Genomic DNA, 14,312 nt, shown 5'->3' on the forward strand with positions numbered 1-14,312 from the left:
TGATAGGGTGTCGGGCATGAAGACCGACACCCGAGTCGACGACTACATCGCCAAGGCCGCGCCTTTTGCGCAGCCCATCCTTCGGCACCTGCGGCAAGTGGCGCATGACGCGCTTCCCGAAGGCGCGGAGGACATCAAATGGGGCATGCCGCACTTCTGCCTGAAGGGTAAGAATGTCGCCGGCATGGCCGCATTCAAGGCGCATTGCTCCTTCACCATCCACGGCGAAGCGAAGCAGGGCGACGGCATGGGCCAGTGCGGCAAAATCGCCTCGCTCTCCGACCTTCCTGCAGACGCTGACCTCATCGCCCGCCTGCAGGACATTGCCGCCGTGATCGAGGCGGGCGGGAGCGCCACCGGCGGCGGCAAGAAGCGCGCCCCGGTGAAGGAAAGCGCCGTGCCGGAAGACCTAGCCGAACGCCTCGGCGTGAATGCTGCGGCCAAGACGACTTTCGACGGTTTCACCGCGGCGCAGCGGCGCGATTATGTGGACTGGATTACCGGGGCAAAGCGCGAGGCGACCCGCGCAAGCCGGCTCGACCAGGCGGTCGAATGGCTTGCCGAGGGCAAGAAGCGCTACTGGAAGTACGAGAACTGCTGAACGTCAGCGGGGCCAGCCGGACGGTGCCTCGTAACAACTGTCCTGGATATCGATGGCCGATTTCGCGGCGATCGCGCCGCCCCCGAGCAGCGCCAGCGATGCGATGAGTAATGCCCCTTGCAACATGCGACTTCCCCCGTTCCCCCACGTGGAAATGCTGGCGGCAGTGTCGGCCCCAAATGGTTACTTTCGAGTAAATGCGAGAGCGGGAAAACAATCCGAAAAAAGGGGCGAAAAGCGCATTGACAGGAATCGGAGTGCCGCCTAGATGCGCGGCTCCCAAGAGGCACAGCGCCTAGATGCGCGGGTGTAGCTCAGTTGGTTAGAGTATCGGCCTGTCACGCCGAGGGTCGCGGGTTCGAGTCCCGTCACTCGCGCCACTTGGGACATTCTTCAGTTTTGAAGATGCGTGAAAGCGGGGCTTCGGCCCCGCTTTTTCGTTTTGGGCGCCTTATTCCTTGTCCGAAGGCGGCGACCAGCGCCCCGTTTCCATCCAGATCAGGAAACGCCGCAGCGGCAGCAGCCAGACGAGCCCCAGGAACAGGTAGATCACCGTCTGCACCAGCGCGTTCCAGCCGCCGATCACTTCGGGCACGTAGCGCGCGACGAGGATGCCGTAGACCAGTAGCGCCAGCAGCAGGCCCATGAGGCCGACGGGAATACGCCAGGTTGGTTCGTTTCTCATGCGAAGGGTCCGTAAAGGCGGGTAGTGGTGACGACGGCATCGAGCCTGCGGTCATGCGGCTCGGTCGGCAGCGCGGCAACCAGCTGGCTGTCCCAGGCGAGCCCGATGGCTTTCGCAGAGGGATGGGCGTCCAGCCAGCGGTCGTAATGCCCGCCGCCCTGGCCCAGCCGCTCTCCGCGATCGGTAAAGCCGACCAGCGGGACGAACAGCACGTCCGGCGAAGCTGGCAAAGCGTCTGCTCCAGGCTGCAGCAGGCCGAAGGGACCGACCTCGAGGTCGCTTTCCTCGAACGGGTCTTCGAACAGAGCGAATTCCATCGGCGCATTGCGGGTGGCGAAACGCGGCAGGGCAAGGGTGTGGCCCCGTTCGTACAGGAACTTGGCATAGGACGCGGCTGGCGCTTCGTGCGGATTGGCACGGTACAGGCCGATCACCGCTCCTTCCGGCAGCAGGCCGAGCAGGGGCGCAGGCGGGCGATGAAAGACCAGCGCGCGCATGCTTTCGGGCAGGGCCTCGACCGTCTCTCGCCGGGCGGCGCGCAGTTGCTTGCGAAGTTCGTCCTTGGTCACTGCCGCCTCATCAACTCGATTCATCGGGCGGAATGCCCGCAAGCCCGACCGGGCGCCCGCAGCGACGCGACCGCAAGGTCGCATGAGCGAGGAGGTCGCACGCCGGATGGCGTGCGGACACCGAAAAGAGTGGCGGAACCACCATGGGTCGTTGCCGGAAAATCCTCTGACGCCTTCACGTCAGGTGGGCGCCGTATATCCGGATCGCCGGGACGAACCCGCCAACCAGGTAGGGACAGCTCCCTTGGATTGCTTATAGCCTCAGGGATGTTTCATGCGGCTCGTGCCGGGCAGTCCCGCCGCGGCCTATTTAGGAGGCCTGCGAGCGCCCCTCAAGAGCCGATGCAGCGTTTTCGAACGCAGTGGCAAGGCGTTCCAGCTTTCCGGCCACGGCGTCGCTGTCGAGCGGCGATCCCGCAGGTGCGGGCGAGGGTGCAGCCGAGCCGCCCTTGTTGCGGGCTTCGTCGGCCTCGTCTGCCAGCATCAGAGCGGCGAAGAGCAGGTTCTTGGCCTCGTTGCTGGTGAGATTGCCGCCCATCGACTTGAGCTTGGCATCGACCAGGCCGCCGAGATATTCGATCCGCTGTTCCTGGCCGGCTGCGCAGCCCACAGTGTAGCTGCGCTCGCCGATGGTGAGACGGACCTCGCTCACCGTTCCAGCCCCGCGATCAGCGTATCCAGTTCGGACAGGCTGGCAGTGACCTGTTCGCGCAGTGCTTCGTGCTTCTGCACGAGTGCCGCCGAAGCCGACGAAGAGCGCGAAAGCGCGGCTTGGGTCTCGATGCGGGCGAGCGCTTTTTCGATCCTGTCGATGGCCGTTGTGATGCGCGCGTCGCTCATAGTGCGTAGAAATACCAAGAATCGCGTTGCCGCGCAAAGGTTTGGGGTGTGCTGTTGATAAGTTGCTCAAGGGTCGGCCCCGCAGGCCTGTCCCCAGCCCTCGGCTTGACCTTGTCGCACGCCTCCGCGAAGGGTGCGCGCGCGTCGAATCGGCCCTTTTTCGCGGAGATACCAAGCATGACAATCGACACTGCCCGCATGGTCCAGATGGCCAACGCCATCAGGGCTCTTTCGATGGATGCGGTGCAGGCGGCAAACTCGGGGCATCCCGGCATGCCGATGGGCATGGCCGACGCCGCGACGGTGCTGTGGAGCGAATATCTGCGCCATGACCCTGCCGCGCCGAACTGGGCCGATCGCGACCGCTTCGTGCTGTCGGCCGGCCACGGCTCGATGCTGATCTACGCGCTGCTCCACCTGTCGGGCTACGAGCGTCCGACGATGGACGACATCCGCAACTTCCGCCAGCTTGGCAGCCCCTGCGCCGGCCACCCGGAAAACTTCCTCCTCGACGGCGTGGAATGCACTACCGGCCCGCTCGGCCAGGGCCTTGCGATGGCTGTCGGCATGGCGATTGCAGAACGTCACCTCAACGCGGTCTTCTCCGACCGGCTGGTCGACCACCGCACCTGGGTGATCGCGGGCGACGGGTGCCTGATGGAAGGCATCAACCACGAAGCGATCGGGCTTGCCGGCCACCTCAAGCTGGGCCGCATGAACGTGCTGTGGGACGACAACCGCATCACCATCGACGGCGATACCGACCTGTCGACGAGCGAGGACATCAAGGCCCGCTACGAGGCGACCGGCTGGCATGTGACCATCTGCGACGGCCATGATTTCGCGGACATCCGCCGCGCGCTCGACGAAGCGCTGGCCGACGAGCGCCCCTCGCTGATCGCCTGCCGCACCGTCATCGGCAAGGGCGCCCCGAACAAGCAGGGCGGCCACAACGTCCACGGCGCGCCGCTGGGCGCGGACGAAATTGCCGCCGCCCGGGAATATCTCGGCTGGGACGCAGAGCCGTTCACCGTGCCCGACGCGATCCTTGCCGACTGGCGCTCGACCGCCGAGAGCGGGAAGGCCGCCCATGCGGAATGGCGCCAGCGTCTCGAAGCCGACAGCGCGGCGCGGGCCGCGTTCGAGAACCACATGGCGGGCGTCGGCAATCTCGCCAGCCCTGCGCTGGAAAGCTACATCCGCGATCTCGCCGCCAATCCCAAGACCGTCGCTACCCGCAAGGCATCGGAAATGGCACTCGGCCCGCTGACCGAGAAGCTGCCCCAGCTGATCGGCGGTTCGGCCGACCTCACCGGCTCGAACAACACCAAGACCGCCTCCACCGCGCCCTTCAGTGCGGACGATTACAGCGGCCGCTATCTCTATTACGGCATCCGCGAATTCGGCATGGCCGCCGCGATGAACGGCATGGCGCTGCACGGCGGCGTTGCGCCTTATGGCGGCACCTTCCTGATCTTCAGCGACTATTGCCGCAATGCGATCCGCCTGTCGGCGCTGCAGCAAATCAACGTAACCTACGTCCTGACGCACGACAGCATTGGCCTTGGCGAAGACGGCCCGACCCACCAGCCGATCGAGCAGGTGATGAGCCTGCGCCTGATCCCCAATCTCAACGTCTATCGCCCGTGCGACACGATCGAGACGGCGGAATGCTGGGCGCTGGCGCTCGAAGCGCCGACCACGCCTGCTGTGCTCGCGCTGAGCCGCCAGAACCTGCCGCAGCTGCGCGGCGAAGGCGATGCCGACTGGAGCGCGGCGAGCAACCGCAGCGCCAAGGGCGCCTATCGCCTCAAGGCCGCCGATGCCGACCGCAAGGTCGTGCTGGTGGCGACCGGTTCGGAAGTCGAGGTGGCCATGGCCTGTGCCGCCAGCCTCGAGGAACAGGGCATCGGCGCGGACGTCGTCTCGATGCCGTGCATGGAACTTTTCGCGCAGCAGGACGCGGCCTACCGCGCCGACGTGCTGCCGGCAGAAGCGCTCAAGGTCTCGATCGAGGCGGGCGTCACGCAGGGCTGGGAACGCTTTGTCGGCGTCGACGGCCTGACCATCGGCATCGACCGCTTCGGCGCATCCGCCCCGGCCGGTGACCTCTACGCGAAATTCGGTATCACCGCGGAGGCGATCGTCCCGCAAATCATCAACAAATTGAACGGCTAAGCAGGAGTTCTTCCCAATGGCGACCAAGGTTGCAATCAACGGTTTCGGACGTATCGGTCGCCTTGTGGCGCGCGCTATCCTGGAGCGTAACGACCACGACCTCGAGCTGGTGTCGATCAACGACCTGTCCGACACCAAGTCGAACGCGCTGCTGTTCGGTTTCGACAGCACCCACGGCCGCTTCCCCGGCACGGTCGAAGTGGACGGCGAAGACCTCGTCATCAACGGCAAGCACGTGCGCGTCACCAGCGAACGCGATCCCGGCAAGCTGCCGCACGCCGAAATGGGCGTGGACATCGTGATGGAATGCACCGGCTTCTTCCAGTCGGACGAAGCGGCCCGCCCGCACCTTGCGGCAGGCGCCAAGCGCGTGATCATCTCGGCCCCGGCAACGGGCGTGTCGAAGACCATCGTCTACGGCGTGAACCACGACACGCTGACCGCTGACGACGACATCATCTCGAACGCCAGCTGCACCACCAACTGCCTCGCACCGGTCGCCAAGGTCCTGCAGGATCTCGTCGGGATCGAGCGCGGCTTCATGACCACGATCCACAGCTACACCAACGACCAGCGCATGCTCGACCAGATCCACAAGGACCTGCGCCGTGCCCGCGGCGGTGCGCAGAACATGATCCCGACCACCACCGGCGCTGCCCGTGCGGTCGGCCTCGTCCTGCCCGAACTGAAGGGCAAGCTGGACGGTTCGTCGGTCCGTGTGCCGACGCCGAACGTTTCGCTGGTCGACCTGACCTTCGTCCCTGGCCGCGATACCACGGCAGAGGAAATCAACGCCGCGCTCAAGGCCGCAGCGGAAGGCAAGATGAAGGGCGTGCTCGACTACACCGACCAGCCGCTCGTCAGCAGCGACTTCAACCACCACCCGGCCAGCTCGACCGTCGACAGCCTCGAAACCGCCGTTCTCGAAGGCAAGCTGGCGCGCGTCGTCAGCTGGTACGACAACGAGTGGGGCTTCTCGAACCGCATGATCGACACCACCGGCGTGATGGGGAAGTTCCTCTAAGGACACTCAGATGAGCAAATTCAGGACCCTGGACGACCTTGGGGACGACCTTGGCGACGTAACCGGCAAGGTCGCGCTGGTGCGCGTCGATCTCAACCTGCCGATGCAGGAAGGGCGCGCCAGCGACGTCACCCGCGTCGAGGCGGTCAAGGAGACCATCCTCGAGTTGTCGGACAAGGGCGCCAAGGTCCTGTTGCTCGCGCATTTCGGCCGCCCCAAGGGCCAGCGCCACTCGACCATGAGCACCAGCATGGTGCAGGGCGATGTCGAGCGGGTGCTGGACAAGGAAATCATGTTCATCCCCGAAGTTTCGGGGCCGGTGGTCGAACAATCGATCGGCATCCTGCGCGCTGGCGATATCGGCCTGCTCGACAACGTGCGGTTCTGGCCGGGCGAGGAAGCGAACGATCCCGAATTCGCCAAGGCCATTGCGGCGCATGGCGACTTCTACGTCAACGACGCTTTCTCCGCCGCGCACCGCGCCCACGCCTCGACCGAAGGGCTGGCGCATTTCCTCCCCGCCTATGCGGGCCGCGCGATGGAAGCGGAACTAAGGGCGCTCGACGCCGCGCTCGGCGCGCCGCAGACGCCGGTAGCTGCCGTGGTTGGCGGGGCCAAGGTCTCGACCAAGCTCGACGTGCTCGAAAACCTCGTCGGCAAGGTGCAGCACCTCATCATCGGCGGCGGCATGGCCAACACCTTCCTCGCCGCGCGCGGGGTCGATGTGGGCAAGTCGCTGTGCGAGCACGACCTGACCGACACCGCCAACCGCATCATGGACACGGCCGACCATGCCGGCTGCACCGTGCACCTGCCCTATGACGTGGTGGTAGCGAAGGAATTCGCGGCCAATCCGGCGAGCATGCGGGTCTGCAACGTCCACGAGGTTGCCGCGGACGAGATGATCCTCGACGTCGGCCCGCTGGCGGTGGAGGCCCTTGGCGACGTGCTCAAGACCTGCCGCACGCTGGTCTGGAACGGCCCGATGGGCGCGTTCGAGACCGAACCGTTCGATGCCGCGACGGTCGCGCTCGCCAAGACCGCAGCCGCGCTGACGCAGGATGGTTCGCTCACCTCGGTCGCGGGCGGGGGCGATACGGTCGCCGCGCTGGCCCATGCCGGGGTGAAGGACGAGTTCACCTTCGTCTCGACCGCAGGCGGCGCCTTCCTCGAGTGGATGGAAGGCAAGGACCTGCCCGGGGTCGCCGCCCTCAACAAGTAATCCTCGCGTTCCTGTTGCAGCTGCGAAGAGCCGCCGCTAAGGGGCCGTGCATACCTATGCACGCACCAGCGAGGACGGACATGAATTTCGAGGAAATGCGCCAGCGTATCGCCACCGGTCAGGGCTTCATCGCGGCGCTCGACCAGTCGGGCGGATCGACCCCCAAGGCGCTCAAGGGCTACGGCATCGAAGAGGGTGCCTGGACCACGGAGGACGAAATGTTCGGCCTGATCCACGAAATGCGCCAGCGCATCATCGAGGCACCCTGCTTCGGCAACGGCAAGGTCATCGGCGCGATCCTGTTCGAAAAGACCATGGACGGCCAGAGCGGCGGCAAGAGCGTGCCCCACCGCCTTGCCGAACGCGGCATCGTTCCCTTCCTCAAGGTCGACAAGGGGCTTGAGGACGAGCGTGACGGTGCGCAGCTGATGAAGCCCAACCCGGGCCTTGAAGACATGTGCAACCGTGCCCGCGAACTGGGCGTCTTCGGCACCAAGATGCGCAGCGTAGTGAAGTCGGCCAATCCGGCCGGCATCAAGGCCGCCGTGCACCAGCAGTTCGCCGAAGGCGCGCGTATCCTGTCCTGCGGCCTCGTCCCGATCCTGGAGCCGGAATACGACATCACTGCCGCCGACCGCGCGGAAGGCGAAAAGATCATGCTCGCCGCGATCGAGGAAGGGCTGGATGCGCTGCCGGAAGGCCAGCAGATCATGCTCAAGCTGTCGATCCCCAAGGACGCAGGCCTCTATTCGGGCCTGACCAGCCACCCCAAGGTGCTGCGTGTCGTGGCACTGTCGGGCGGCTATTCGACCGACGAAGCGTGCAAACACCTGGCGCAGAACCCGGGCATGATCGCCAGCTTCAGCCGCGGCCTGCTGCAGGACCTGCGCGCCACGCAGAGCGACGAGGAATTCGACGGCACGCTGTCGGGCGCGATCGACCAGATCCACGCCGCCAGCATCGCCTGACGACCTACCTGCTTTCGTAGACGAAGCGGTAATCGCCGGGCGCCAGTTCGCGCCCGGTGGTGACCTCCGGCGTGCCCGAGACGAGTGCGATCACGCGGTCGTGCGTGCCATAGTCTTCGCCCAGCGCGATATTGGCGGTGTCGCGCCAGCCTGCACCGTCGATGCGGGTTTCGACCACGAGGCGGCCCGCCCAGACGCAGCGCGCATTCACCGGGCAGCGGCTGTCCTCGACCACGCGGCGGGGCGTGACCACGACATCGCCCACGCGCACCGGCTGGCCGATGGCCACGGGAGTGCCCTCGGCACGCGGCGTGCCTTCCACGATGGGCGCATCGGGCACCACCGCGCAGGCGGCGATCGCGGGGAAGAGCAGGGCGGCTGCCGCAAGGGCGAGGGGGCGTTTGTTCATAGGCCAAGGATAGGCCGCCCGCCGCTTTCGCAAATCTGAATGTCGACGAAGCGCGTTTCTGGCGATACGTAGCGCCGCGATGACCGATACCCCCTGCCAGCTCTACCTGATTTCGCCGCTCGACGTGTCGGGCGATTTTCCCGCACGCCTCGAACGCGCGCTCGATGCAGGCGAAGGCCTCGTTACGGCTTTCCAGTTCCGTGTGAAGGGGCTGGACCAGCATGATGCGGCTGCCCTGGCCGAACCGCTGCAGGCGATCTGCGCCGCGCGCGAAGTCGCCTTCATCGTCAATGACGACGTCGGGCTGGCCAAGCGGCTGAAGGCCGATGGCGTCCATCTGGGGCAGGGCGACGGCGATCCTGCCGACGCGCGCGAGGAACTGGGCCGCGAGGCGCAGATCGGCGTGACCTGCCACGGCTCGCGCCACCTTGCGCTGGAAGCGGGCGAGGCGGGGGCGGACTATGTCGCGTTTGGCGCATTCTACCCCAGCACGACCAAGGCGACCGAGCACACCGCCGAGCTCGAACTGCTCGAATGGTGGAGCGAGATGGTGGAGATTCCCAGCGTCGCCATCGGCGGTATCACGCCCGAAAACTGCCGTCCGATCGTGGAGGCGGGGGCTGACTTCCTCGCTGTATCGGGCGCCGTCTGGAACGGCGACGAAGTGGCCGCCATCAAGGCCTTTGCGGAGCAAATGTCGGTAAAGTGAGTTGTTTCTCCCGAAGGGACGGGTCGCGTCCCGTAATTTCGGGAGTTCCCATGCGCCATTTCCTGCTTCTCGCCGCCTCCTGCGTGACCCTTGCCGCCTGCGGGCTGGACGGGGCCGAAGAGGCTGACCAGACCGATACCGCCGCTGCCCGGCCTGCCGCGCCAGACCAGGGGTACGAGACCTTTGGCCAGGATAATTACGCCGACGCGATGGCCTCGAACGACGCGGCCTATGACAAGGGCGATGCGATGGCGGCAGATGCCGATGCCCTTCCCGATTCCGAGGAGCGCCCGGTCATGCAGGCCCAAGTCGTGCTCGACCGGATCGGCTTCGGGCCGGGCGTCATCGACGGCAAGATGGGCATGAGCACCGAGAACGCGCTGCTCGGTTTCCAGGAAGCGAACGGTCTCGACACCACGGGCAACCTCGACGAGCCGACCAAGGCCGCGCTGGCGGAGTGGGAGCAGATACCCGCAACCCGCGTCGTCACCATCCCGGCAAGCTGGGGCAAGCCCGACTATCGCTCGATTCCAGAGGATCCGGCCGAGCAGGCGGAGATGGAGAGGCTGGGTTACCGCTCGCTCGACGAGCGGCTGGCCGAACGTTTTCACACCACGGTCGCAGTGCTGAAGGAACTCAATCCCGGCGGCCAGCCTGCCGGTGCGGCGCAGGGCAAGGGACCCAATCCGCAGCCCACGCCGACCCCCGACATTGGGCGGCCCGATGGCGAAGAGCCGAGCTATTTCCAGGTCGGCCAGCAGATCCGCGTTCCCAATATCGGCGCGGATGCCATCAAGCCCGGCTCGATCGACGACAGCAACTGGCAGCGCACGCTCGCCTCGCTCGGCGTCGGCAGCGAGCAGACCGAGGTCGATCGCATCGTCGTCAGCAAGGCCGGCAGCACGCTGCGCGCCTACCAGGGCGACAAGCTGGTGGCGCTGTTTACCGTGTCGTCCGGCTCGAGCGAATTTCCCCTGCCGCTGGGCGAATGGAAAATCCTCGGCGAGGCTTACAACCCGCCCTATTCCTATGACCCCGAAGTGCTCGGAAAGGGTTCGGGCGAGACCTTCAAGCTGCCTGCAGGGCCCAACAGCCCGGTCGGTGTCGTGTGGATCGACCTCAGCAAGGAGCATTACGGCATCCACGGCACGCCTGAGCCCGATACCATCGGCCGCGCGCAGAGCAGCGGCTGCGTGCGCCTGACCAATTGGGATGCCGCGCGGCTCGCGCAGATGGTCTCGCAATCGACGCAGGTGATATTCGAGGCCAGATGGGCTAGGGTGGCCCCATGAACTTCGTCGATCGCATCCTCACCATCGTCATCACCGCCACGATTACCAGTGCGATCTGGATCGTGGCGGGCGGCACGCTAATCGAGAATGCGAGCAGCGAAAGCCAGCGCAAGAATACGCGGCCGGCAGAAGCTGCGCCCAGTCCCGTCGCGGTCCCGACCGGCGGCGAGACGGACGCCTCTGCCGCTTCGCTCGACAGGGCCGGGCCGACTGCTCCGGCCGACAGCGACGGGCGGCAATTGCTCATTCCGGTCAAGAACATCCGCCCCTCCGACCTCACCGACACCTTCAGCGATTCGCGTAGCGAGGGTGTGCGCCTGCACGAGGCGATCGACATCATGGCACCGCGCGGCACCAGCGTGGTGGCGGCAGGGCCGGGGACGGTGGAGAAGCTGTTCCGCTCCGACGCGGGCGGCAACACGATCTATGTGCGCTCGCCCGATGGCGAGACAATCCATTACTACGCCCATCTCGACCGCTATGCCGAAGGGCTGAAGGAAGGCCAGCGCGTGCGCCGCGGCCAGCGGCTGGGCACGGTCGGGTCGAGCGGGAATGCCTCGGACGAGGCTCCGCACCTGCATTTCGCGATCTTGCAGACGACGCAGGATGCCGAGTGGTGGGAGCCCGCAAATGCGGTCAATCCGTTCCCGCTCCTGACGGCGGGACGCTAGCTCAGTCTTGCAGCGGCCCTGCGCGGTGGCAGCGCAGGCGGCCGAGCTTGTCGTCCTTGCCCAGTTCCTGCAGCAGCCCGGACGACAGCAGCATCATCCGATGCCCCTTCATCGGGCCGCGGGTGAAGGTCACGCGATTGCCTTCGAGCAGGTAGGTGCCCTGTCCCTTGTCGGTGCGGTAGCTGGATGCCCCGGTGATGGCGAAATTATGCGCGTCCATCTCGCGCCAGGCGGGTCCTGTCGCGCTGCCGGGCAGGGCGCAGACATATTCGCCCTGTTCGAGCAGGCCGAGCCGGCCCTGCGCCTGCACCATCGGTGCGGCGGTGGCGGCAAGCGCGGCGGCGAGGCCAGTGGCAATGAGGCGTTTCATGGTGATGCCCTCCACATCCCGATATAGGGGGTGCCACATGAATTTTCCATTGCTTGCCCGATTGGCCCGCCTCGGGTAAGGCGCGCGGCGCACGTCCGCCCGGCACGAATCCCTGCCGGTCGGAGCTCTTTCACATCGAAGGCAGGTTTCCCATGAAGATCAGCGGCGTGGACATCCGTCCGGGCAACATCATCGAGTACGAAGGCGGCATCTGGAAGGTCGCCAAGATCCAGCACACCCAGCCCGGCAAGGGCGGCGCCTACATGCAGGTCGAGATGAAGAACCTGCAGGACGGCCGCAAGACCAACGTCCGCTTCCGCAGCGCCGACACGGTCGAGAAGGTGCGCCTCGATACGAAGGACTACCAGTTCCTCTATGAAGACGGCGACATGCTCGTGTTCATGGACCAGGAAACCTACGAGCAGATCAACCTGCCTTCCGACCTCCTCGGCGATGCCCGCCCGTTCCTGCAGGACGGCATGCAGGTGATGCTCGAACTGTGGGACGAAAAGCCCATCAGCGTCGAACTGCCGCAGCAGGTCGAAGCCACCATCGTCGAAGCCGACGCCGTGGTGAAGGGCCAGACCGCCTCGTCCAGCTACAAGCCTGCCGTGCTCGACAACGGCGTGCGCATCATGGTGCCGCCGCACATCGAGAGCGGCACGCGCATCGTGGTCGACGTTTACGAGCAGAGCTACGTCGGCAAGGCCAACTGAGGCACTGTGTCCATGGGCAAGTCCATCGCCAGCCGGTTCGATCACGTCGACATCGCCAGCAGCACGCTGCGGGCGGTGATCATCAACGATGACGAACTGACGCTGGAAATGGATTTCTGCCTCGAGCCCGGACACTCCGATTATGAGGAACCGGGCGCAGGGGAGGATGGCTGCTTCCACCCCGGAATGCTGCGCTTCGCGGGCATTTCCAAGCTCAGCCTCGACCGCCGCGATATCGGCGACGAAGGCAAGCGCCGCTTCGCGATCGACACTTTCAACATCGAGGGCACGAAGTTCGACATGGCCTGCGAGTGGGGCGACATCCACCTGCAGGCGCGTTCGATCCGCGTCCTCACCGAGTAAGAGATACCAATGGCCGCAATTTCCGGACTGATCCGCGTAATGGAGAAAGCCGCGCGCAAGGCGGGTGCCCGCCTGCGCCGCGATTTCGGCGAGATCGAACACCTGCAGGTGAGCCGCAAGGGCCCTGCCGACTTCGTGTCCAAGGCGGACATGCGTGCCGAACGCGCGATCTACGACGAGCTGCTCCTGGCGCGCCCCGACTGGGGTTTCGTCATGGAAGAAGCCGGCGTGATCGATGGCAAGGACGGCATGCCTCGCTGGATCGTCGACCCGCTCGACGGCACCAGCAACTTCCTCCACGGCATCCCGCATTTCGCGATCAGCATCGCGGTGCAGGAACGCAAGCTCGGCAGCGACGAATGGGGCGAAGTGACCGCGGGCGTGGTCTACAACCCCGTCACCGACGAGACGTTCTGGGCCGAAAAGAGCCGCGGCGCATGGCTGCATGATGGCCGCCTGCGCGTGTCCTCGCGCCGCAACCCGTCCGAAGCGCTGATCGCCACCGGCATTCCCTTCCAGGGCCATGGCGACTTCGCCGAATGGTCGAAGATTTTCAGCGCGGTCGGCCCCAATGTCGCAGGCATCCGCCGCTTCGGCGCCGCCTCGCTCGACCTCGCATGGCTCGCAGCCGGCCGGTTCGACGGCTATTGGGAAAGCGGCCTCAACGACTGGGATACGGCGGCAGGCTGCCTGATCGTGCGCGAAGCCGGCGGCTTCGTGTCCGATTTCCGCGGCCGCTCGGAACAGATCCATTCGAAGCAGGTGCTAGCTGCCAACGACCAGCTGCACTCGAAGCTGCACAAACTGGTGGCGCAGGCCCTCAAGGCTTGATGCACCCGCAGAGCGCGGCTAACTCCCGCGCTCCTGCACAGGCCCCTGTGGCGGAATTGGTAGACGCGCTCGACTCAAAATCGAGTTTCTTTGAAGTGCCGGTTCGAGTCCGGCCAGGGGTACCAGCCTTCCATTCGCTGTAACTTTCGTGGCAGACCCCGCGAACGGCATGGTTTCATCCCGTGCCGGCACAAGGGGGACAGTCCATGAGCGAACAGGCATCCATTCGCGCAGTCGCTATCGCACTGCTGGCGACCGTGGCGTCGCAGATTTTCTATATCACCGTCGTTTCGGGTTCCGAAAACGAGATGCTGCGCCCGCTGACGTGGTTTGCGGAACTCATCGCCTTCCTCGTGCTGGCTACCGTGTCGTTCGCACTCGGAATGCGGCGGCCGGACAATGCGGTCCTGTGGACGCTGGTCGGCATTTCCGGCCTGCTCAACCTGCTGCAGGTCGCGATGGGCCTGTCGATGTTCGCGCCCGCGATGAAAGTGTCGGAAAGCCTGCCCGAACTGTTCGATGCGGTGCTGGCAGGCGCGTTCTTCCTCTACTTCCTCGCCAAGTTCACGCTCGGCGCGGCGGCCGTGATGCTGGGACTGTCGCTGTTCGGGAAGGGCGGGGCGGTGACCAAGGCAGTCGGCGCAATCTGCGCGCTTTCGGGCCTTGCCGCATTGGGGCTCAACCTCGTTGCCATGGCCAGCCGGGCCGACTGGACATTCCTTGCAGGCGGCGCCGGTACGCTGGTCGCAGCTGCCTTTGCCGCAGCCCTGCTGGTCAAGGGACGGGGCGCCCCCGCGACCCACCCAAGCTGAGACGAATTGCAACTGGGGGACGAAAGCCCTTGAATTCGCGCCCCAGCGATGG

Annotated in this window: 19 protein-coding genes and 2 tRNA genes; 14 read left to right on the forward strand and 7 right to left on the reverse strand. The window is 65.6% G+C overall.

Annotation, left to right across the window (positions count from 1 at the left end; genetic code table 11):
• Positions 1 to 16 precede the first annotated feature (16 nt).
• Positions 17 to 601 (forward strand): YdeI/OmpD-associated family protein, encoded by a 585-nt coding sequence (locus tag LCL94_RS11590; protein WP_224832334.1) that lies wholly within the window; start codon positions 17 to 19, stop codon positions 599 to 601.
• A gap of 3 nt (positions 602 to 604) precedes the next feature.
• On the opposite strand, the gene LCL94_RS13455 is transcribed toward LCL94_RS11590, so the two are convergent.
• A complete protein-coding gene (locus LCL94_RS13455; RefSeq protein WP_261388562.1) occupies positions 605 to 727 on the reverse strand; it encodes a hypothetical protein in 123 nt (40 codons plus the stop codon).
• A gap of 177 nt (positions 728 to 904) precedes the next feature.
• Here LCL94_RS13455 and LCL94_RS11595 point away from each other — a divergent pair.
• Positions 905 to 981: transfer RNA gene (locus LCL94_RS11595), tRNA-Asp, on the forward strand.
• 71 nt (positions 982 to 1,052) lie between these two features.
• Here the strand turns inward: LCL94_RS11595 and LCL94_RS11600 are convergent.
• From LCL94_RS11600 to LCL94_RS11615, 4 genes are all read right to left on the reverse strand, one after another.
• A complete protein-coding gene (locus tag LCL94_RS11600) occupies positions 1,053 to 1,286 on the reverse strand; it encodes a DUF2842 domain-containing protein (protein ID WP_224832335.1) in 234 nt (77 codons plus the stop codon).
• Positions 1,283 to 1,879 carry a 5-formyltetrahydrofolate cyclo-ligase gene (locus tag LCL94_RS11605; RefSeq protein ID WP_224832336.1) on the reverse strand — a complete coding sequence of 199 codons (597 nt, stop codon included), beginning with the start codon at positions 1,877 to 1,879 and terminating at the stop codon, positions 1,283 to 1,285. The genes LCL94_RS11600 and LCL94_RS11605 overlap by 4 nt, the downstream gene beginning before the upstream one ends.
• A 286-nt stretch (positions 1,880 to 2,165) precedes the next feature.
• Positions 2,166 to 2,507 (reverse strand): cell division protein ZapA, encoded by a 342-nt coding sequence (locus tag LCL94_RS11610; RefSeq protein WP_224832337.1) that lies wholly within the window; start codon positions 2,505 to 2,507, stop codon positions 2,166 to 2,168.
• Complete coding sequence (locus LCL94_RS11615; protein WP_224832338.1) at positions 2,504 to 2,695, reverse strand: hypothetical protein; 192 nt, start codon at positions 2,693 to 2,695, stop codon at positions 2,504 to 2,506. Before LCL94_RS11615 ends, LCL94_RS11610 begins: the two co-directional genes overlap by 4 nt.
• Before the next feature lie 177 nt (positions 2,696 to 2,872).
• Here LCL94_RS11615 and tkt point away from each other — a divergent pair, with 177 nt between their 5' ends.
• The 4 genes from tkt to LCL94_RS11635 all read left to right on the forward strand — a co-directional run bounded on the left by tkt (position 2,873) and on the right by LCL94_RS11635 (position 8,087).
• On the forward strand, positions 2,873 to 4,873 hold the full coding sequence (gene tkt, locus LCL94_RS11620; RefSeq protein WP_224832339.1) for a transketolase: 2,001 nt from the start codon (positions 2,873 to 2,875) through the stop codon (positions 4,871 to 4,873).
• 16 nt (positions 4,874 to 4,889) lie between these two features.
• A complete protein-coding gene (gene gap, locus LCL94_RS11625; protein ID WP_224832340.1) occupies positions 4,890 to 5,897 on the forward strand; it encodes a type I glyceraldehyde-3-phosphate dehydrogenase in 1,008 nt (335 codons plus the stop codon).
• Positions 5,898 to 5,907: 10 nt separating this feature from the next.
• Complete coding sequence (locus tag LCL94_RS11630) at positions 5,908 to 7,119, forward strand: phosphoglycerate kinase (RefSeq protein WP_224832341.1); 1,212 nt, start codon at positions 5,908 to 5,910, stop codon at positions 7,117 to 7,119.
• Between the two features lie 80 nt (positions 7,120 to 7,199).
• Positions 7,200 to 8,087, forward strand: a complete 888-nt coding sequence (locus LCL94_RS11635; RefSeq protein WP_224832342.1) for a fructose bisphosphate aldolase — start codon at positions 7,200 to 7,202, stop codon at positions 8,085 to 8,087.
• 4 nt (positions 8,088 to 8,091) lie between these two features.
• Here the strand turns inward: LCL94_RS11635 and LCL94_RS11640 are convergent, their stop codons facing one another.
• A complete protein-coding gene (locus LCL94_RS11640) occupies positions 8,092 to 8,496 on the reverse strand; it encodes a hypothetical protein (RefSeq protein ID WP_224832343.1) in 405 nt (134 codons plus the stop codon).
• A 79-nt stretch (positions 8,497 to 8,575) separates the two neighbouring features.
• On the opposite strand from LCL94_RS11640, the gene thiE reads away from it, so the two are divergent.
• The 3 genes from thiE to LCL94_RS11655 are packed head-to-tail and all read left to right on the forward strand — an operon-like array spanning position 8,576 to position 11,168.
• The gene (gene thiE, locus LCL94_RS11645; protein ID WP_224832344.1) at positions 8,576 to 9,205 is read left to right on the forward strand and encodes a thiamine phosphate synthase; all 630 of its coding nucleotides are present in this window, start codon (positions 8,576 to 8,578) and stop codon (positions 9,203 to 9,205) included.
• Positions 9,206 to 9,255: 50 nt separating this feature from the next.
• Positions 9,256 to 10,497 (forward strand): L,D-transpeptidase family protein, encoded by a 1,242-nt coding sequence (locus LCL94_RS11650; RefSeq protein WP_224832345.1) that lies wholly within the window; start codon positions 9,256 to 9,258, stop codon positions 10,495 to 10,497.
• Positions 10,494 to 11,168, forward strand: coding sequence for a M23 family metallopeptidase (locus LCL94_RS11655; RefSeq protein WP_224832346.1), 675 nt, complete (start codon positions 10,494 to 10,496; stop codon positions 11,166 to 11,168). The genes LCL94_RS11650 and LCL94_RS11655 overlap by 4 nt, the downstream gene beginning before the upstream one ends.
• Before the next feature lies 1 nt (position 11,169).
• Here the strand turns inward: LCL94_RS11655 and LCL94_RS11660 are convergent, their stop codons facing one another.
• Positions 11,170 to 11,538 carry an elongation factor P gene (locus tag LCL94_RS11660; RefSeq protein ID WP_224832347.1) on the reverse strand — a complete coding sequence of 123 codons (369 nt, stop codon included), beginning with the start codon at positions 11,536 to 11,538 and terminating at the stop codon, positions 11,170 to 11,172.
• A 152-nt stretch (positions 11,539 to 11,690) separates the two neighbouring features.
• On the opposite strand from LCL94_RS11660, the gene efp reads away from it, so the two are divergent.
• The 5 genes from efp (at position 11,691) to LCL94_RS11685 (ending at position 14,260) form a co-directional block, all read left to right on the forward strand.
• Positions 11,691 to 12,254, forward strand: a complete 564-nt coding sequence (efp, locus tag LCL94_RS11665; RefSeq protein ID WP_222553623.1) for an elongation factor P — start codon at positions 11,691 to 11,693, stop codon at positions 12,252 to 12,254.
• Between the two features lie 12 nt (positions 12,255 to 12,266).
• Positions 12,267 to 12,617, forward strand: coding sequence for a hypothetical protein (locus tag LCL94_RS11670; RefSeq protein WP_224832348.1), 351 nt, complete (start codon positions 12,267 to 12,269; stop codon positions 12,615 to 12,617).
• A 9-nt stretch (positions 12,618 to 12,626) separates the two neighbouring features.
• Positions 12,627 to 13,448: an inositol monophosphatase family protein gene (locus LCL94_RS11675; RefSeq protein WP_160606612.1), complete on the forward strand. Its 822-nt coding sequence runs from the start codon at positions 12,627 to 12,629 to the stop codon at positions 13,446 to 13,448.
• A 41-nt stretch (positions 13,449 to 13,489) separates the two neighbouring features.
• Positions 13,490 to 13,573: transfer RNA gene (locus LCL94_RS11680), tRNA-Leu, on the forward strand.
• A gap of 81 nt (positions 13,574 to 13,654) precedes the next feature.
• Positions 13,655 to 14,260, forward strand: coding sequence for a hypothetical protein (locus LCL94_RS11685; RefSeq protein ID WP_224832349.1), 606 nt, complete (start codon positions 13,655 to 13,657; stop codon positions 14,258 to 14,260).
• The last annotated feature ends 52 nt before the right edge of the window (positions 14,261 to 14,312 follow it).

Origin of the sequence: Qipengyuania gaetbuli, from assembly GCF_020171365.1 — a bacterium.
In the GTDB taxonomy this organism is placed as follows: Bacteria; Pseudomonadota; Alphaproteobacteria; order Sphingomonadales; family Sphingomonadaceae; genus Qipengyuania; species Qipengyuania gaetbuli_B.